The sequence below is a fragment of the Sporosarcina sp. FSL K6-3508 genome (genome assembly GCF_038615825.1).
In the GTDB taxonomy this organism is placed as follows: domain Bacteria; phylum Bacillota; class Bacilli; order Bacillales_A; family Planococcaceae; genus Sporosarcina; species Sporosarcina newyorkensis.
In genome coordinates this window covers 1,183,600-1,201,772 of the sequence record NZ_CP152016.1, presented here as the reverse complement: position 1 = coordinate 1,201,772, position 18,173 = coordinate 1,183,600, and the positions used below count along the sequence as shown (strand labels likewise).

Below are 18,173 nucleotides of genomic sequence, written 5' to 3'. Positions count from 1 at the left end.
TCAGTTCTCTCCTTCGTCTATCTGCGACTGTAATTGTTCGATCGCTCGACGGGCAGCTTCCTGTTCGGCTTCTTTTTTAGACTTTCCAATTCCTTTACCGAGTTGTTGGTCATCAAGATTGACTACGGTAACAAACTTTTTCGCATGTGCAGGACCTTTTTCCTCAACCACTTCATATTGAAGAGGTCCATGATTCTTTTGCTGCACCAATTCTTGCAAACGACTCTTATAATCTGTCACATGCGAAAAAGCTCCGACACTGATTTTCGGAAAAACGATTCGTTTTAGAAATTCTTCAACCACTTCCATGCCCTGATCCAAGTACAATGCGCCAATATATGCTTCAAATACGTCTGCCAGCAACGCGGGACGCATTCTTCCCCCTGTCAGCTCTTCACCTTTGCCAAGCAAAATATAGTCACCAAAATGGAGCTCATTGGAAAACTTAACGAGTGATGGCTCACATACAATAGCGGCTCGCAGCTTCGTCAGCTCACCTTCACTTTTTGTCGGTTCTGTACGAAACAGAAATTTAGAGACGCCCAGTTCCAATACGGCATCCCCTAAAAACTCCAATCTCTCGTTGTCGGAAAACTTTTTGCGGCGGTGTTCATTAACGTAAGAAGAGTGCGTAAACGCGTTAAACAGTAAATTTTCATCCTTGAATTGTACACCTAATTGCTGTTGAAGCGCTTTGAATTTCTCTCGAACAGCTTGCGGCAATGAAGGATGGGATGATGCTTCTTTATAATGTCTTTTATTTTTCATAAGCTACTCTGCCTCTCATCTGTAATCTGTGTTGACTTTTTGTGTTCCTTTTGTAATAAAAATCAGCAACTGCTAGCCGTCTCCGCTTTTGTATCATCTAGCTGCAACGGCTAGCCCCTCGGGTCGTTTCAGACTGGCAGTAAAGGCAAAAGGCGCCTTTATTGCCAGTCTTCCAACGCCTGTCGGGGCTAAACAGCCGTCTCCGCTTTTGCATCATCTAGTTTCAGACGCCAGCCTCTCGGGGCTAAACGGCGTCTTACGCTTTTGCATGAGAAAAGAGACGCTTTCGACCTCCCAGATGAAAGGTCGAAAGTGTCTCACCGAAAAGGTCATTCGCCAACTTTTTCTTTAATGTACGATACTGCATCTCCGACAGTTGCAATTTTCTCTGCATCGTCATCAGAAATTTCTGTTTCAAACTCATCTTCAAATTCCATAACAAGCTCTACTACATCTAGTGAATCAGCCCCTAAGTCCTCCCGGAAAGAAGCTTCAGGTTTTACTTCGCTTTCATCGACGCCTAGACGGTCGACAACTACTTTTGTTACTCGTTCAAGTACTGTTGACAACATAGTCACCTCCTCTCAAAGGCCAAGTGTCCGCCTCATAACTTCTATTGAATTATAGAGGTTTCTCTCCTCAAAGTGCAACCATAGATTGAAGCATCCGAAGAACTAATTCGTTTACATCACCATGCCGCCATCGACATTGATCGTTTGGCCCGTAATATACTTCGCTTCATCGGAAAGCAAAAACGCCACTGTGCCTGCAACATCCTCAGCACTGCCCAGCTTACCTAAAGGAATAGTCGACAGTAACTGTTCTTTCATCTCTTCGCCCAGTTCGTCTGTCATATCCGTTGTAATAAATCCAGGCGCTACCGCATTTACTAGAATATTGCGGGCTGCCAATTCTTTCGCCGTTGTTTTCGTCAGGCCAATAACACCAGCTTTTGCAGCAACATAGTTTGCTTGTCCAGCGTTTCCAACGACACCAACGACTGAAGCTAAATTGACGATTCTTCCTGCACGCTGACGCATCATTTGCCGAGTGACAGCTTTCGTACAAAGGAAGACACCTTTCAAATTAATAGCCAGTACATCATCCCACTCATCCTCTTTCATGCGCATCAATAAATTATCACGCGTAATGCCTGCATTATTGACGAGGAAATCGATGGAACCAAATTGCTTGATAGCTTCATCCATCATTTCTTTCACTTGATCGGCATCGGAGACATTCGCCTGGAATGCAAATGCTTCTCCTCCAGCTGAACGTATCTCTTCCACAACAGCTTCTGCTTTTTCTTGACTGCCGCTATAATTCACGACAACTTTAGCGCCTTCTGATGCCAAACGTAACGCAACAGTGCGTCCGATCCCTCTGGAAGCACCTGTGACGACCGCTGTTTTCTCATCGAATCTTCCCATTACGCCCACCCTTTCGCTTCTTCTAGTACTTTTTGCAATGACGCTTCATCATACACCGGATACACTGTTGCTGTCCGGTCGATCTTTCGGATCAATCCACTGAGTACTTTTCCTGGTCCGCATTCAATGAAACGAGTTACGCCAAGTTCAAGAAGTCTTTCTACTGATTCTTCCCAGCGAACTGGTGAATACAATTGCTCAACCAATAAGCGCTTAATTTCTGCCTGCTCGGTCACAACATCTGCTGTAACATTGGCAACTACAGGAATTTCTGCATCTTTCATCAAGATATCAGCTAATGTTTTTTGCAACTCATCCGCAGCCGGCTGCATCAATACCGAATGGAATGGCCCGCTGACATTTAAAGGTAATGCACGTTTTGCACCGGCTTCTTTTAGTGCGACACATGCTTTGTCTACACCTTTTTTCGCACCGGATATAACAATTTGACCTGGGCAATTAAGATTAGCGGGCTGAACGGGATCCCCTGATTCTGTAATATTACGAGTGATCGACTCCAACACATCCCGGTCCATGCCTAGAATCGCCGCCATTGTTCCTTCTCCAGCCGGAACTGCTTCATTCATGAATTTTCCTCGTTTATGCACTGCTACTACCGCATCTTCAAATGAAAGTACTTTTGATTCGACAAGTGCCGTGTATTCTCCAAGGCTATGGCCTGCTGAATAATCAGGTATGATGCCAGCTCTCTCTAATTTCGCTGCAATCATCGCACCGACTGTCAAAAGTGCAGGTTGTGCATTATAGGTCAGCGTCAGATCATCTGCTGGTCCTTCGAGGATCAGTTTACTCAACTCAAAGCCAAGTGCAGCATCAGCCTGTTGCAAGAACTGTTTACACGCCTCATCCTTCTCCGCAAATTCCTTACCCATCCCCACGGCTTGAGAGCCTTGTCCCGGGAAAACAAATGCCAGTTTACTCAAGATTCCTCTTCCTCCCCAAGTGTTTCTCTAATTGTTTCACATACACGATATTGTACCATCGTGCGTGCTTGGCGTACTGCATTGAATAATGCATTGGCGTTTGAAGATCCATGTGCTTTGATCACAGGATGATTCAAGCCGAATAGACCCGCCCCGCCATACTCGGAATAATCCATTTTTTGTTTAAGACTTTTCATGTCATCTTTTACTAATCCTGCAGCAAGCTTTGTCTTGAAAGAGGACATGAATACTTCCTTCAACATAGAGAACACGTTAGATGCCGTGCCTTCAATCGTCTTCAGAACCATATTCCCCGTAAACCCATCCGTCACGACAACATCTGCTGCCCCATTCAGCAAATCCCGAGATTCTACGTTGCCGATAAAATGAATCGGTGCATTTTGCAGTTCTTCAAATGCATGTTTCGTCAAGTCATTTCCTTTACCTGGTTCTGTTCCGATATTTAATAACCCAACACGCGGCTTTTCAATGCCACGTACTCTTTCGGCATACACACTGCCCATAACTGCAAATTGAACCAAATGTGCAGGTTTACTATCAGAATTCGCTCCTACATCCAACAGTACGAAACCTTTGCCGTCAAGGGTCGGCAATGTTGGCGCAAGTGCCGGCCTTTGGATTCCTTCCAATCGACCGACAATGAATAACCCTGCCGACATGAGCGCCCCTGTGTTTCCGGCAGAGACACATGCCTGCGCTTCTCCATCTTTCACCGCTTGAGCCATGCGAACCATCGAAGCGTCCTTCTTCTTCCGTATCGCACGCACCGGTTCATCGTCAGGTTCAATCACTTCTGAACAATGAACTACTTGTAAGCGGGGATGCTCCTCTAAGAAGGGTGCCATTTTCTCTTCATCACCGAATATATGTATTGAAATATCATCAAATGCATGCAGGCTTTGTAATACTCCTTTAATAATCTCTCCAGGAGCATGATCTCCGCCCATTGCGTCCACTGCTATAATCATGTCACTTACCTGCCTTTTTTGTAGTACGGTACATCAAAAACTCTCCAGAAAAAACAGGTTCACTTTCCACTGTAGAAATGACATCAACAACCGTACTCTTATTTTTTAATGTCTCTTGGCGCACAACTGCCCGAGCTACGACTCGGTCTCCTGCCTTTACGGGTTTCGCAAAATGTAAAGAAGAACGAACAGTCAAAGCCAAATCGTCATCCAAAACAGCTACGGCGAGCGAATTGGCCTGGGCGAATAAATGATGTCCTCTAGCAATCCCGTTGCGTTTAAAGACATGGTCGTCCGTGACATCAAAGATTGAGAGCGCTTTATCATCCAATTCCACGTCTATGATTTCTCCGAATATTTCTTCGGTCTGCAAAGACTTCACTGTTTCCTTCATATGCTGCGAAGCAACGGACTTCAGACGTTCTCTTAGTTCAGGAATGCCGCACTCAAGACGATCCAGCCGAACTGTTTGAACACTCACTGAAAAATGCCCGGCGATATCTTCATCCGTTAAAAAAGGATCTTCGTCAAGCAAGCTCCTTAATAAGTGTTGCCTCTCCTTCTTAGGAACTTTCAATTGCTACACCCCTTCAGATTAGCACTTGGTATTAATACTAAGTATATAAAGAGGTTTAACAGATTGCAAGAGGTTAACGAATTTGTTTGCTGTTTTGGAAAAAGAACGAAATAGTGTGGGAAAAGGTGTATTCCTCGGGATTTGTCCTCCGAGCAAACCCCCGACTTCTTGTTGGATAGCGCAAGGGCTTTTGTCTTGTAAGTAGCGAGTTAAAGTGTGTTCACTCTTAAGGAGAAGACCAAAATAAAAGCGATATTATTTAGTTTTTCCTAATTTCAAATGAAAGTCGAATTGCCTAGTCTACACAAAATAGGGAGTGAAGTGTAAGACGGTCGACTCCTGAAGGCTCAAAGCCACCCCCCCCCCCGGAAAGCGTACCGTCTGGAACGGAAATCCCCATGGATACACCCGTGCCACAACAACTTGGCCAAAAGAACTCGCCGACTGCATTCTTTTAATTTTTGTTGCATTTATAATGCAATTTGCAGGAAAATGTTAAAAATCAGTCAATCAACACGCCTGACATTCCCTTAATCAATTCTTTTTTCCGTTAACGCTCCAGACTGTTCAAGCTGGTTTCGCAATGTTGCAAACTCATCGCCGTGCCAAAACTGCGGCGAATTCAATAAACGCTCTGCATCTTGCCGCGCAGTCGACAGCGCTTTAAAATCATGGACCAAATCGGCTACTTTGAACTCCGGCATACCGCTTTGCTTTTTCCCAAAAATGTCCCCAGCTCCACGCAGTTCTAAATCTTTTTCAGCCAAAACGAATCCATCATTCGTCTCTGTCATGGACTGCATACGCATTTTTCCTTCTTCAGATGTGGGATTGGCGAGCAGGACACAATACGACTGATCTGAACCGCGCCCAACGCGTCCTCTTAATTGATGCAGTTGCGCTAGTCCAAACCTGGTCGCATCATAGATCAGCATAAATGTTGCGTTCGGCACATTGACTCCCACTTCGACAACAGTGGTAGAAACTAAAATATTGAGTTCTCCCTCACTAAAACAGCGCATTACTTGATCTTTTTCAACAGAAGGTAAGCGGCCATGCATTAAGCCGACATTGTAACGGCCAGCAAAATAATTGCTTAGTTCAGCATGGACTTCCACCGCGTTTTGGACATCCAGTTTATCGGATTCCTCAATAAGCGGGCAAATAACATATGCCTGGCGACCCGCCCGCAGTTCCTTCTCCATCTTCTGCAAGACCGGAAGCAAAGACTCCTCTTTCAGCCAATGTGTCTCAATTTCTTTTCGTCCTGCCGGCAATTCATCGAGTATGGAGACGTCCATTTCACCAAAGACTGTAATCGCAAGTGTCCGGGGTATCGGAGTCGCTGTCATGAACAAGACATCAGGATTCAATCCTTTATCCCGCAATACACGCCGTTGCTCTACACCAAAACGGTGCTGTTCATCCGTCACGACAAATCCCAGCCGACAAAATTGAACCTCAGGCTGTATAAGAGCATGTGTGCCGATCAGCAAATCAATATCTCCTGCTTCTAACTTTTCAAGCAATTCCCGTCGAGCTTTCGCTTTTGTAGAACCGGCCAAAAACGCCACGGTGACGCCAAACGGTTCAAACCAATCCGCCAGCAACTCCGCATGCTGCTCAGCCAAAATCTCTGTCGGGGCCATGAGCGCCCCTTGAAAACCTGCTGTAATCGTTGCATATAAAGCGATAGCCGCTACTGCTGTCTTCCCTGAACCAACATCCCCTTGCAACAAACGATTCATACGGAGCGGTGCCTTTAATTCGGCACACAACTCATTGACGACTCTTTTTTGTGCGTTGGTTAACTCAAAAGGTAGTGATTTGATGAATTTCTTCAGTAAATCTAAGTCATATTGGATAATAAGCCCTTGTTCCTGCTCTTTTCGCAGTTTCTTCATTCCTTGAATTTTCAACTGAAAAAGCAATAATTCCTCATAAACAAATCTTCTGCGTGCTTGCTTGACGTCTTCCAGCTTTGTCGGGAAATGAATCATTTCGAGCGCCTCCGCCAATGTAGGAAGACGGTATTCTTCTATGATAGAAGCAGGCAACGTCTCGATAAGGTCCCCTGCAGCAACATCCAGAGTATTTCGCATATATCGCCTGAATGTTTTTTGATGCATGACGCCTTTCAAGCTATAAACCGGCTCAAAGTCGATTTGCTCTCCTGTATGCAAACGGTTAACTGTGATAGATTGGCGACCTCTGTCCCAAGTACCTGTCACATTGATTTTCATCCCAGTCGAAAGACGTTCCTTTAAATAATGTTGATTAAAAAAAATGGCCTTCACTAAATGATGACCAACCAATAGACGGATTTGAAGGCGTGAACGATTCTTTCCAGAATAAAAAACGGTGGGTTCTGACTCCACTCGTCCTTCAACGGTTACCCGCTCGTTATGCGGAGTTTCCGTCAAGTCGGTCATTCTGAAATCTTCATGCCTGTAAGGAAATGTGTACAGTAATTCTTCAATCGTCACAATACCCAGCTTTTGAAATTGTTCAGTAGTGGTCTTTCCGATACCTTTCACTGTGCCGACACTATTTTGCAGTATATTTTCCACCCGAAACTCCTCCTTTCTACGCAGGTTAGAAAACGGATGTTCTTCTTTTTTAGTTTACCACGAAAAAGCTGGAAAATAAAAACGTTGCCCTTGTAAAAAAGGACAACGCATCATTTTATTCAACTGATAAAATATACGGATAGAGCGGTTGTTTTCCTGCATACAATTCCACATCTACGAAATCAAATTGCTCTTCGATATATGCAGCAATCTTTTCCGCTTCGTCTGATGCAACGTCTTCTCCATAAATAATCGTGACGATTTCATCGTCCTCATCAATCAATGAGGCTGCCAGGCTTTTTGTCACGTCATCCAATGAAGGAGCTGAACTTGTGATTTTACCTTGAGCAATTCCTATGAAATCATCTTTTTGAATCGTCACTCCGTCAATAGAAGTATCCCGTACCGCATATGTGACCTGTCCTGTCTTAACAGAAGAAGCAGCTTCCTTCATAGTCTGCGCATTCTTTTCAACTGTCGCTTCCGGATTGAATGCTAATATTGCCGCCAATCCTTCAGGTACAGATTTGGTAGGCACGACCGCTGCTTCAATAGACAAAACATCCGCTGCCTGCTCAGCTGCCATAATAACATTTTTATTATTCGGCAGGATCAATACCTTTTCTGCACCAATCTCTTCTATCGCTTTGATAATATCTTCAGTAGAAGGATTCATCGTCTGTCCGCCTTCAATGACAGCGGATGCACCGATACTCTTTAGAAGCTCAGCGATTCCTGAACCCATCGAAACTGTGACGATAGCATACTTGTGTTGCTGTTTAGGAGTAGCTGTCGGAATGCTGTCACGCTCCATAATATCACTGTGCTGTTCGCGCATATTCTCTATTTTCATCTTTGTCAATGAACCGTATTTCTGCCCATAAGACAAAGCTTCTCCCGGCTCTTCTGTATGAATATGTACTTTCACCACTTCATCGTCGGATATAACAAGCAATGAATCACCCAACTCACTCAGATCTTGGCGGAAAGTATCTTCATCAAATGGTTTCTCATGCAGCTTGTCCGCATCCAATTTCACCATAAACTCCGTACAATAACCAAACTCAATATCTTCGGTGTTCATGAAACTTTGCACACTGCGATGATGTTCTGTCTTGACTAAGTCTTCCATGGAATGGACAACGGTCTTTGCAGGCAAGTCTTCACCTTTTAAACAAGCCAAAAAGCCTTCATACACATACACAAGGCCTTGTCCACCACTGTCCACTACCCCTACTTCCTTCAATACTGGCAATAGATCAGGCGTTCTTTTTAAAGAAGCCTTCGCTTCTTCAACAATGATTTCCATTAATTCTGTTAGATCTGCCGCTTGTTCTTTATGAGAAACTGCTGCATTCGCGGCATCTTTTGCTACTGTCAAAATTGTTCCTTCTACCGGCTTCATGACTGCTTTATAGGCAGTTTCAACACCGTATTGAAGGGCTTCTGCAAATTGCTCTACATTAACTTCCGATTCGCTTTCAATCTGTTTGCTGAATCCGCGGAATAGCTGAGATAAAATCACACCTGAGTTTCCGCGAGCACCCATCAACAGACCTTTAGAGAAAGCTTGGGCAGTCATGCCGATATGTTCCTGTGCGTTCAAGCCTGTTTCTTTCGCACCTGAAGTCATGGATAAATTCATATTCGTCCCTGTATCACCGTCTGGTACAGGGAATACGTTTAAAGAATCCACATAATCCGCATTCTGGTGAAGGTGATGTGCACCCATTTCCACCATCTTCGCAAATTGCAATCCATTTATTGAACTCATTAACTCAAAGGCCTCCTTCTACACGTTCGTTACCCGAACTCCTTGAACAAAAATATTTACTGAACTTACTGTGAGACCTAATACTTTCTTAACTGTATATTGTACTTTCGATTGTACTTGATAGGCCACTTCAGTAATTTTCGTACCATAGCTCATGATGACATACATATCGATATGAAAAGCATTCCCTTCGTTACGTACAATCACCCCGCGAGCAAAGTTTTCTTTTCGGAGAATTTCTGTAAGTCCGTCACGAATTTGGTGTTGTGAAGCCATTCCCACAATTCCGTAACACTCGATCGCAGCCTCACCGACGACTTGGGCAATTACGTCATTCGTAATATCGATAGTTCCATGTTCATTTTTCAGTTCGATTGACATCCTCTTCTCCTCCCAACTCTTTTCACTCATATACGTACATTATACGGTAATTTATCAAGAAAGAAAGCATTGTTGTCGCTGAATTATAGTGTAAAGGAAAAAAGCTTGAAGGTCTCCTAAAAAAATGTTGCATCGATCTCCCGCTTATGATAAAGTACTATGGTATGCGAATTGTAACGTGAATCGCTAAATAATTCACGAGGAGGTACTAAAATGGCTAAACAATGTGTTATCACTGGACGTAAAGCACGTTCTGGAAACTCTCGTTCACACGCTCTGAACTCAAGCAAACGCACTTGGGGAGCAAACCTTCAAAAAGTTAGAATCTTAGTAGACGGCAAACCTAAACGTGTTTGGGTATCTGCAAGAGCTCTAAAATCAGGCAAAGTACAACGAGTATAATAATCAAATGCTGAAAGCGCCGGGTAGCCTCGACAGACGTTGGAGGAATTGCCATAAAGGCGCTTTTTGCCTTTCTGGCAATTTCGAAACGCTCCGAGAGGCTGGCGCTTGAAGCTGGATGTGAACTTAAAGCTGAAGGTGGCGTCTAGCCGCGACAGGCACTGGAGGACTTAAAAATAAAGGCGTTCTTTGCCTTTATCTTTAAGTCCGAAGTGTCCCGAGCGGCTGCCACCTGAAGCTGGACGAATCAAATGCTGAAAGCGCCGGGTAGCCTCGACAGATGTTGGAGGGATTATCATAAAGGCGCTTTTTGCTTTCGGCAAAAAGAAAAAACACAAGGCACCTAAATTAGGCGCCTTGTGTTTTTTCTTTTTTACGTCTCTTTGACTTGCTGACTTTACTATTCGTTGCAACTGTTGATTTCGCACGGCCGTCCTTCTGGAACGCGACTGCGCACTTTCTGACAATATTGCTAACGAATTTCGGTAGCGTAAATGTATATACTCGCAAATCCCCACTCCTTTCAGGAATCTGAACTCCTTACCATTAAGCATATGCCGTCTCGGAAAGAGATAGTACAAACATCCGCCACCGTTTCATTACTTGTGAATCGAGTCGTGCCGATTTCCAACCGTTCATTCACTGTTTCGTATTTAAACCCAGTCAACGTCAATCCTGTCACCACAGGCCCAAACGAGAAAAAAGAAGTGTATGGGTAACGCTCATCTTTTTTTACACGTCGTACACCCGGCAACATGACACGGATATCATTGGTTGTGTTGTGAATTTTAAATTTCACTCTGCGATGCTCTGATTGCACCCTATATAATAAATGTAAAGCAGATTGCAGGTGATCCAATCTGCCGCCCGTCACGCCAGTCAATATGATATAATCCGGATCATACGTCAGGGCTCGCTGTACAGCCAATTCCGTATCAGTCTCATCTTTTTCTTCGTTGACACGATGCACGATTTCCACCGCTGAAGTGATTTTTTCGAATTGCTCTTTTGACACGGAGTCAAAGTCTCCCACTGCTTCATGCGGTTGAATTCCTTTTTCCAATAAATAAAGAGCACCACGGTCCACACCGATATAGACCGTGTCCTGCTGATCATATTCTGCCAAATCTACGACTTCCTCAATGGGACCTGCCGCACAAATAATGGCATATTTCATTTTTGCATCACACTCTCACCAGCAGATTTTATTGCTTGCAATGCCTTTGCACGATCTTTTTGATTGTAGATTGCAGAGCCTGCAACGAAAATGGTTGCTCCAGCTTCAACACATGGCTTGATGGTCTCTTCATTGATACCGCCATCGATCTCAATTTCAATAGAAAGACCGCGTGCTGAAATAATTTCTGACAGTTGCTTTACTTTTGGCACGACAGATTCAATAAATGACTGTCCGCCAAATCCTGGATTGACCGTCATAAACAATACCATATCAACGTCTTCCAAAACATGCATGATCTGCTCAACAGGCGTATGCGGATTCAATACAACGCCAGGTTTAGCGCCTGTTGATTTGATCAATTGCAAGGTTCTGTGCAAGTGACGGCATGCCTCTACGTGTACCGTAATATAATCTGCACCTGCTTTAGCAAAACTTTCGATATACGCATCTGGATTCTCGATCATCAAATGAACATCCAATGGTAATTTCGTTAAAGGGCGCAGCGCTTCGACAACTATAGGACCCATCGTAATATTCGGTACAAAATGACCGTCCATCACGTCGATATGGATGAGCTCCGCACCCGCTTTTTCTACTTCCTTTACTTCTTCTCCCAGCTTTGAAAAATCAGCTGCTAAAATAGATGGCGCAATTTTTACCATGATCAATACCTCGGCTTTCGATCCATAATTTCTTGTAAGAACAGTAAGTAATTCTTGTAACGCGCTTCAGAGATCGTTCCTTCTTCCACCTGCGCTTTCACCGTGCAGCCAGGCTCCTTGACATGAAGGCAGCCCCGGAATTTACATCCTTCACCGGCTTCCGATATCTCTACAAAACAATCTCGTAATTCTTCTTTTTCAATGTGTTCGAAATCCAGTGAACTAAAGCCTGGTGTATCGGCAACCAATCCATCCGCAATTTCAAGCAGTTCTACATGGCGCGTCGTATGTTTACCACGCCCAAGTGCGTCTGAGATGACTCCTGTCTTCAACTCCAACTCGGGGAGAATCGTATTGAGCAACGTCGATTTTCCAACCCCTGACTGACCTGCAAGCACGGTTGTTTTGCCATTTAAATAGGGGCGCAGTACTTCAATCAACGGCTCTTCGTTGCCCACATTACGCAATACGGTATAACCAATACGCCGATAATAGGCTAAATTCCCTTCATTTTCAGCTATTGTCTGCTGGTTCGCTAAATCTTCCTTTGAAACATAAATAATTGGTTCTAGACGGTGCGATTCAATAACAGAGAGAAAACGATCCAACAAACGAAGGCTCATATCTGGCTCTACAACGGAAAATACTAGTAGTACCTGGTCCACATTCGCTATGGGTGGTCTAACAAGTTCACTTTTCCTTGGATGAACATCTGTGATGGTCGCGTCATTCTCACCATCTGGTGTATAGGTGACCATATCGCCAACAAGTGGGTTAATTCCTTTTAACCGAAAAACTCCCCGACTCTTACACTGAATTAATTCACCATTATGTTCAACATAATAGAAGCCGCTGATCGCTTTTCGAATTTGGCCTTCCGCCATCGAACTCCTCCTTTAATTCAACTCTTTATAGTCAAATTTATCTTCTTCTATCACGGTCTGGTTGCGCAACACTTTATAACCGCCCCGTTCACCTTCCTCAAGCTCGATGGTGATCTTACGGGAAGTATCTTCAGTTATTTCAAATTCTTCTACAGGATCGTTCATTGTATGTTTGCGATCTTGTATATAAATTTGAATTTTCTGAGGCTCTCGTTCGTCTCCCTCTTCCCATTCATCCTCATCTTCAGGATTTTCATATGGAATCGTAATAGTTTTCACTAACAGTTTGACGGGTTTCGATGGAGCCCCTTTTGACATGACGACATCGACACGTTCATGTTTATCCATCTTCGTTCCTTTGGGAGGTTTTTGAGAGATCACACGACCTTTTTCAACCGTCTCCGAATATTCTCCGCTGACAATATGAATAGTAAGCACTGCACTTTTTGCGTAGCTTTCTAATTGTTTTTCTGTCATACCGCTTAAATCATTCAACGAATGCAGCTCTTTTCCTTTACTGACCGTAAAAATGATTTCCGTATCTTCAGGAACGACTTCTTGATCGGCTTCTGGCTGCTGTCCAATAATGGTCCCTATGGGCTCGTCAGAATACTCTTCAACTGGAGTAATCTTCTCGAACCCATAATTTTTCAGAAATTGCACGGTCGCTTCGTAACTGCGGCCGACATAGTTGAGCAGTTTCATTTTATCTTTACCTATACTGACAAACAGTTTAACGCCGTCTCCCTCTTTTCGCTTCTTGCCGGCTTCCGGTATCGTTTTGATGACCTGACCTGCGTTGAATTCATCAGACGTTTCTTCCAATCGTTCATCTATGACAAAACCTTCTTTTTCTAGCAGCTCCGTTGCGGCTAGTTCTTCCTCACCTATTACTTCAGGAACGATAATTTCTTTAGGTTTCAGCCACATCGTCAGCACCACTGCAAGTAAGGCAATGACCAGAAGGCTTGCTCCCACAATAAGTGGCCATTTCTTCTTTTTCTTTTTCTTTTTCTTCTCATCCGGCGGAACCGGTTCCACTGCTGGCGGTGTGTGTTTTACGGTATTTTCCACATTATCGAATTTCGAAGTGTCTTTCACGATTGGAATCGCTACCGTTCGATCATCATCAAAAGGCAATGTAAATTTCTTGTCATTCGCACGTTCCGGTGAAAAGACCGTTAATAGGTCATCGTACATTTCATCGGCTGTGGCGTATCGATAGTTGGCATCCTTCGCGGTCGCTTTCAAAATGACATTCTCCACAGTTTGCGGAATTTCAGGAAGCTGCTCCCGTACAGAAGGCGTCTCTTCCTGCAAATGCTTCAGCGCAATAGCAACAGCCGTCTCCGCAGAAAAAGGAAGCTTTCCTGTCAACAATTCATAAAAAACGATCCCTAACGAATAAATATCCGAGCGCTTTGTAGCCATGCCTCCCCGCGCCTGCTCAGGAGATAAATAATGAACGGTACCAATAACTGAATTCGTTTTCGTATGTGCTGTGGAGTTCAGCGCCATCGCGATACCAAAGTCCGTAATCTTGACGTCGTCTTCACCATTCATCAGAACATTTTGCGGTTTAATGTCACGATGGACGATGCCATTATGATGGGCATGAGAGATCGCTGACACCAGTTGCTGCATAATGGATACAGCATGTTCAGCAGATAATGCTCCGTGTGTGTGTATATATTCTTTTAACGTCCGGCCTGGTATGTATTCCATTACCAAGTAATGAAGCTCATCTTCTTGGCCGACATCAAAAATATTGACGATATGAGGATGGGTCAAACTTGTCGCTGAAAGTGCTTCTCTTTGAAATCGCTTTTTCAATTCTTCTTCATTTGCAAAATCATAGTGCAATACTTTGATTGCCACGTCCCGATCAAGAATCATATCATGTGCCAGATAAACCCTTGACATTCCTCCATCACCGATCACACGGATAATTTCATATCGTTTACCAATCCGTTTACCGATCATGTGGAAATCACCTCGGTTTCAGGTATTTCCAGTAAGATCGCCGTAATATTATCTTCGCCGCCACGTTCATTTGCCAACTCCACGAACGTATCCACTTTGTCAGCCAATGAAACGTCACGCAATATAATATCAAGCATCAGTTCCTTTTCGACTTTATTGCTTAACCCATCTGTGCACAGCAACAAGTACGATTGAGATGGCACTGGAATGGTATACAAATCTGGTACAATCGACTTTTCAGAGCCCACCGCTTTCATAATCCAGTTTCTCTGCGGATGCACTTCTGCTTCCTGTTCCGTAATCTCTCCGCTTTCGATCAGTATATTGACGAACGAATGATCCTTAGTAATTTGCCGTATAGCCTTGCCTGTCACTTGGTAAATCCTGCTGTCTCCTACATGGAAAACAAGGCATTGATCCCCTAAAATCAACGCAAGGTCAAGCGTCGTTCCCATACCTTTAAAACTTTCATCCTGCTGGGCTTTTGTATATAAAAACAGATTGATATCCACGACCGTATCGTACAATAAATCATACCAGTCCTGTTCCGTCTCCACATCGTCACTTGCCGACATGAATTGCTCGCCAATCATTCGTACGGCAGTAGAGCTGGCAAAGTCGCCGCCTTTATGCCCCCCCATTCCATCTGCAATGACGGCTAGCACTGTATTGTTTTTAGGATGAACGAACACAGCCGCCTCATCTTCATTTACTGTCCGCTTGCGTCCAGTATCTGAGCGAATCTCATATTCCATAAGCTAACCCCCATTCCCTTTCCATCAGATCAGTTCTTTTTTTGCAGAGCTGCCACAAAGAAGCCGTCACTTTCGTATTGATGCGGCAAGATCTGTAAATAGCTGCTATCAGTCGGTTGATCGATGATGTGTAAAGGAACAAGTTCAAAATCCGGCTGCTCCCGTAAAAACCATTCGACGATTGCCTGGTTTTCTGTTTTATCAATCGTACAGGTGCTGTAAACCAAGCGACCGCCTTTTTTCACTAATTGGCTGGCAACTTGGAGCAGATCTTTTTGAATAACCGATAGATTTTCAATATCTTGCACTGTTTTTTTGTATTTAATTTCTGGTTTCCTTCGAATGACTCCTAAACCGCTGCAAGGCGCATCAACCAGTACACGATCAAATGATTGCGGTTCATAGGTTGAGAGTAATTCTCTGCTGTCCCCGCTATTTGTGTGAATGGAAGTCAAGCCAAGCCGCTCAGCATTTTGCTCGATTAAACGTAATTTATGCGGATGAAGATCATGAGCTTGCACTTCCCCCTCATCTTTCATACGCTCGGCAATATGCGTTGTTTTACCGCCAGGCGCCGCACACATATCGAGAACTTTCATACCCGGTTCTACTTGTAAAGCTAACGCTGGCAGCATGGAGCTTTCATCTTGAACCGTCAGCAGTCCTTGTTGAAATGCTTCCGTAGAGGCTAAATTTCCTGACTCTACTTGAATACTGCTGTCAGTCAAGTTACCCGGCGATGCAAGTACGCCTTCCTTCTTGAGTAACCCTATGACTTCTCCTCTGTTCGTTTTCGTTGAATTGATTCGCGCTGTCGTAACAGGCGGCAAATTATTGACAACTGCAATAGCCGTTGCTTCTTCCATGCCGTACTGTTCAATCCAACGTCGGATCAACCATTCTGGGTGACTCGTCTCAATCGACAGCCGGGCTACCGGATCTTCAATTTCATCCAAAGAAGGAACACCTTCTCGTAAAATCGAACGTAAAATCCCGTTTACCATAGAGGAGACGCCCTTATGCCCTCGCTTGTTTGCAATTTTCACTGCTTCATTGACAACGGCGTGCGGAGGGATTTTGGATAAATAGATAATTTGATAAACGGACATCCGCAATAATTGGCGAACCCACGGTTGCAATTTCCCGCGAATATAAGGTGCCAAATAATAATCCAATGTCATTTGCTGTTGCAATGTCCCATATGTCAATTCCGTCAACAAAGCCCGATCCTTTTGGGGAAGATCGTATAACTCAATTGTCTTGTGAAGCAATAAGTTACTGAAAGCTTGCTCGTTTTCGATATCCATCAAGATCGACAGGGCGGCGTCACGTACATTTCCACGCCAAATTTTCTTCTTATAATTTGTCATTCAAACTGGTCTCCCACTTGCCACTTGGATCCGATTCCATTTAAGAAAACGGCGGCAGTCATTCGTTTTTTCCCCGCAGGCTGCAAGTCGGTAATGGCAAACGCACCATCACCTGTCTGGACGATAATCCGGTCTTTTTCCAACGCTATAATTTCACCCGGCACCGCATCAGACGTCCGTTCTTCAACACGCCCCCACCAAATCTTCACTTGGTCATCCGCAAATTTCGAATAAGCTACAGGCCATGGATGTAAACCTCTCACTTGGTTAAAAACGGAACGAGCAGAACGTTTCCAGTCAATTCGTTCCTGTTCCCTCGAAATATTTTTCGCAAACGTCACCTGCGTTTCATCTTGAACTGTACGTTCATTCGTACCATTTACGATCGAAGGCAAAGTGTTCTTCAATAAAGTTGTTCCCACAGCAGAAAGCTTCGTGAATAGACTGCCTGTATCGTCATCTTCTTTGATCGGCAGAGCAGTCTGTGAAATGATATCTCCTGCATCCAATTTTTCCGCCATATACATGATCGTTACGCCTGTTTCAGTTTCACCGTCCAGCACCGCTTGATGAATCGGTGCACCCCCGCGGTATTTCGGCAATAATGACGCATGGACATTGATACAGCCAAGCTTTGGTGCGTCCAATAACTCTTTAGGAAGCAATTGACCAAATGCTGCCGTAATAATTAACTTCGGCTGCAAACTGATGATTTCCTGAAGCTCAGCGGATCCTTTTAGCTTTTCCGGCTGAATGACAGGTAACCCAAGGCGTAACGCTTCTTCTTTTACAGGCGGCGGAGTCAATACTCTCTTCCGGCCAACCGGGCGATCGGGTTGGGTTACTACTGCTAATATATCGTAGCCTTCATCGTGAAGCATCGTCAGGACGGGCACAGAAAATTGAGGTGTTCCCATGAAAATAATTTTCGTCATTCGTCGCCCTCCTCATCCTCTTCAAACTCGGAAGGATCCACAATCCGCTGTATTTTCTTATCGAATAAAATGCCGTTCAAATGATCGATCTCATGCAAAATCGCACGCGCTTCATAACCTTCCGCCTCTAGTTCATACAGTCTGCCGTCGCGTTCCTGCGCTTCTATACGGACATGGAAAGGTCTCTCTACTTCACCAAATAATCCAGGAAAACTTAAGCAGCCTTCCACATCCACTTCAGCTCCTCCTGTTGCAGTCACTACTGGATTGATCATTTCGATGATATCTTGTTCTTCATCAAAGTCCACAATTGCCACGCGAATCGATTTTCCGATTTGCGGTGCCGCCAAACCTACACCATCATTTTCTATCATCGTTTCATGCATATCATCCAGTAACGTACCCAGCTCTTCATCAAAGACTGTGACTTCCTCACATGGTGCCGTCAAAATCGGAGACGGGTGTTTTACGATTTCTAATATAGCCAAAATTATTCCTCATTTCTGTAGTTACGTTCAGTGCCTGTCGAAGCTAAACGGCGCTTTGCACTTTTGATTCGTCTAGTTCCA

The 18,173-nt window shown here is 44.2% G+C and carries 19 protein-coding genes and 1 pseudogene; 1 reads left to right on the top strand and 19 read right to left on the bottom strand.

The annotated features are described in order from the left end of the window. The 9 genes from rnc to MKX97_RS05515 all read right to left on the bottom strand — a co-directional run bounded on the left by rnc (position 1) and on the right by MKX97_RS05515 (position 9,433). Complete coding sequence (gene rnc, locus MKX97_RS05555; protein ID WP_009765541.1) at positions 1-768, bottom strand: ribonuclease III; 768 nt, start codon at positions 766-768, stop codon at positions 1-3. A gap of 329 nt (positions 769-1,097) precedes the next feature. Then, entirely contained in the window at positions 1,098-1,337 is a 240-nt protein-coding gene (locus MKX97_RS05550) for an acyl carrier protein (protein ID WP_040758847.1), read from the bottom strand. Between the two features lie 114 nt (positions 1,338-1,451). Further along, the gene (gene fabG / locus MKX97_RS05545) at positions 1,452-2,198 is read right to left on the bottom strand and encodes a 3-oxoacyl-[acyl-carrier-protein] reductase (RefSeq protein ID WP_078817771.1); all 747 of its coding nucleotides are present in this window, start codon (positions 2,196-2,198) and stop codon (positions 1,452-1,454) included. Beyond that, a complete protein-coding gene (fabD, locus tag MKX97_RS05540; protein ID WP_342537151.1) occupies positions 2,198-3,142 on the bottom strand; it encodes an ACP S-malonyltransferase in 945 nt (314 codons plus the stop codon). The genes fabG and fabD overlap by 1 nt, the downstream gene beginning before the upstream one ends. Continuing rightward, positions 3,139-4,131 (bottom strand): phosphate acyltransferase PlsX, encoded by a 993-nt coding sequence (plsX, locus tag MKX97_RS05535; protein ID WP_078817773.1) that lies wholly within the window; start codon positions 4,129-4,131, stop codon positions 3,139-3,141. Before plsX ends, fabD begins: the two co-directional genes overlap by 4 nt. Before the next feature lies 1 nt (position 4,132). After that, complete coding sequence (gene fapR / locus MKX97_RS05530; protein ID WP_009765546.1) at positions 4,133-4,708, bottom strand: transcription factor FapR; 576 nt, start codon at positions 4,706-4,708, stop codon at positions 4,133-4,135. 530 nt (positions 4,709-5,238) lie between these two features. After that, on the bottom strand, positions 5,239-7,302 hold the full coding sequence (gene recG, locus MKX97_RS05525; RefSeq protein WP_342537484.1) for an ATP-dependent DNA helicase RecG: 2,064 nt from the start codon (positions 7,300-7,302) through the stop codon (positions 5,239-5,241). A gap of 91 nt (positions 7,303-7,393) precedes the next feature. Beyond that, positions 7,394-9,052 carry a DAK2 domain-containing protein gene (locus MKX97_RS05520; protein WP_342537150.1) on the bottom strand — a complete coding sequence of 553 codons (1,659 nt, stop codon included), beginning with the start codon at positions 9,050-9,052 and terminating at the stop codon, positions 7,394-7,396. Positions 9,053-9,070: 18 nt separating this feature from the next. Continuing rightward, on the bottom strand, positions 9,071-9,433 hold the full coding sequence (locus MKX97_RS05515) for an Asp23/Gls24 family envelope stress response protein (protein WP_340758533.1): 363 nt from the start codon (positions 9,431-9,433) through the stop codon (positions 9,071-9,073). A gap of 213 nt (positions 9,434-9,646) precedes the next feature. On the opposite strand from MKX97_RS05515, the gene rpmB reads away from it, so the two are divergent. After that, entirely contained in the window at positions 9,647-9,835 is a 189-nt protein-coding gene (gene rpmB, locus MKX97_RS05510; protein WP_078817777.1) for a 50S ribosomal protein L28, read from the top strand. Between the two features lie 170 nt (positions 9,836-10,005). Here rpmB and MKX97_RS05505 read toward each other — a convergent pair whose 3' ends face one another. The 10 genes and pseudogenes from MKX97_RS05505 to def all read right to left on the bottom strand — a co-directional run bounded on the left by MKX97_RS05505 (position 10,006) and on the right by def (position 18,092). Continuing rightward, on the bottom strand, positions 10,006-10,263 hold the full coding sequence (locus MKX97_RS05505; RefSeq protein ID WP_342537537.1) for a hypothetical protein: 258 nt from the start codon (positions 10,261-10,263) through the stop codon (positions 10,006-10,008). A gap of 14 nt (positions 10,264-10,277) precedes the next feature. After that, positions 10,278-10,345 (bottom strand): annotated as a pseudogene (spoVM, locus tag MKX97_RS05500) (stage V sporulation protein SpoVM); the annotation flags it as partial. Positions 10,346-10,358: 13 nt separating this feature from the next. Continuing rightward, the gene (locus tag MKX97_RS05495) at positions 10,359-11,012 is read right to left on the bottom strand and encodes a thiamine diphosphokinase (RefSeq protein WP_078817778.1); all 654 of its coding nucleotides are present in this window, start codon (positions 11,010-11,012) and stop codon (positions 10,359-10,361) included. Beyond that, on the bottom strand, positions 11,009-11,677 hold the full coding sequence (rpe, locus tag MKX97_RS05490; RefSeq protein ID WP_342537149.1) for a ribulose-phosphate 3-epimerase: 669 nt from the start codon (positions 11,675-11,677) through the stop codon (positions 11,009-11,011). Before rpe ends, MKX97_RS05495 begins: the two co-directional genes overlap by 4 nt. 2 nt (positions 11,678-11,679) lie before the next feature. Beyond that, a complete protein-coding gene (rsgA, locus tag MKX97_RS05485) occupies positions 11,680-12,561 on the bottom strand; it encodes a ribosome small subunit-dependent GTPase A (protein ID WP_342537148.1) in 882 nt (293 codons plus the stop codon). Positions 12,562-12,573: 12 nt separating this feature from the next. Continuing rightward, positions 12,574-14,544, bottom strand: coding sequence for a Stk1 family PASTA domain-containing Ser/Thr kinase (gene pknB / locus MKX97_RS05480; RefSeq protein ID WP_342537147.1), 1,971 nt, complete (start codon positions 14,542-14,544; stop codon positions 12,574-12,576). Further along, positions 14,541-15,299, bottom strand: a complete 759-nt coding sequence (locus MKX97_RS05475; RefSeq protein WP_078817782.1) for a Stp1/IreP family PP2C-type Ser/Thr phosphatase — start codon at positions 15,297-15,299, stop codon at positions 14,541-14,543. The genes pknB and MKX97_RS05475 overlap by 4 nt, the downstream gene beginning before the upstream one ends. A gap of 29 nt (positions 15,300-15,328) precedes the next feature. Next, entirely contained in the window at positions 15,329-16,669 is a 1,341-nt protein-coding gene (gene rsmB, locus MKX97_RS05470; RefSeq protein WP_342537146.1) for a 16S rRNA (cytosine(967)-C(5))-methyltransferase RsmB, read from the bottom strand. Further along, positions 16,666-17,604 (bottom strand): methionyl-tRNA formyltransferase, encoded by a 939-nt coding sequence (fmt, locus tag MKX97_RS05465; protein ID WP_342537145.1) that lies wholly within the window; start codon positions 17,602-17,604, stop codon positions 16,666-16,668. The genes rsmB and fmt overlap by 4 nt, the downstream gene beginning before the upstream one ends. Beyond that, positions 17,601-18,092 (bottom strand): peptide deformylase, encoded by a 492-nt coding sequence (gene def, locus MKX97_RS05460; protein ID WP_078817785.1) that lies wholly within the window; start codon positions 18,090-18,092, stop codon positions 17,601-17,603. Before def ends, fmt begins: the two co-directional genes overlap by 4 nt. Between the last annotated feature and the right edge of the window lie 81 nt (positions 18,093-18,173).

Bases quoted from the DNA above. Each gene is read 5' to 3' on its own strand.
- rnc (WP_009765541.1), bottom strand. From the start codon at position 768: ATGAAAAATAAAAGACATTATAAAGAAGCATCATCCCATCCTTCATTG.
- pknB (WP_342537147.1), bottom strand. From the start codon at position 14,544: ATGATCGGTAAACGGATTGGTAAACGATATGAAATTATCCGTGTGATC.
- fabG (WP_078817771.1), bottom strand. From the start codon at position 2,198: ATGGGAAGATTCGATGAGAAAACAGCGGTCGTCACAGGTGCTTCCAGA.
- rsgA (WP_342537148.1), bottom strand. From the start codon at position 12,561: ATGGCGGAAGGCCAAATTCGAAAAGCGATCAGCGGCTTCTATTATGTT.
- MKX97_RS05515 (WP_340758533.1), bottom strand. From the start codon at position 9,433: ATGTCAATCGAACTGAAAAATGAACATGGAACTATCGATATTACGAAT.
- MKX97_RS05475 (WP_078817782.1), bottom strand. From the start codon at position 15,299: ATGGAATATGAGATTCGCTCAGATACTGGACGCAAGCGGACAGTAAAT.
- rsmB (WP_342537146.1), bottom strand. From the start codon at position 16,669: ATGACAAATTATAAGAAGAAAATTTGGCGTGGAAATGTACGTGACGCC.
- fmt (WP_342537145.1), bottom strand. From the start codon at position 17,604: ATGACGAAAATTATTTTCATGGGAACACCTCAATTTTCTGTGCCCGTC.
- MKX97_RS05495 (WP_078817778.1), bottom strand. From the start codon at position 11,012: ATGAAATATGCCATTATTTGTGCGGCAGGTCCCATTGAGGAAGTCGTA.
- rpe (WP_342537149.1), bottom strand. From the start codon at position 11,677: ATGGTAAAAATTGCGCCATCTATTTTAGCAGCTGATTTTTCAAAGCTG.
- rpmB (WP_078817777.1), top strand. From the start codon at position 9,647: ATGGCTAAACAATGTGTTATCACTGGACGTAAAGCACGTTCTGGAAAC.
- plsX (WP_078817773.1), bottom strand. From the start codon at position 4,131: ATGATTATAGCAGTGGACGCAATGGGCGGAGATCATGCTCCTGGAGAG.
- MKX97_RS05520 (WP_342537150.1), bottom strand. From the start codon at position 9,052: ATGAGTTCAATAAATGGATTGCAATTTGCGAAGATGGTGGAAATGGGT.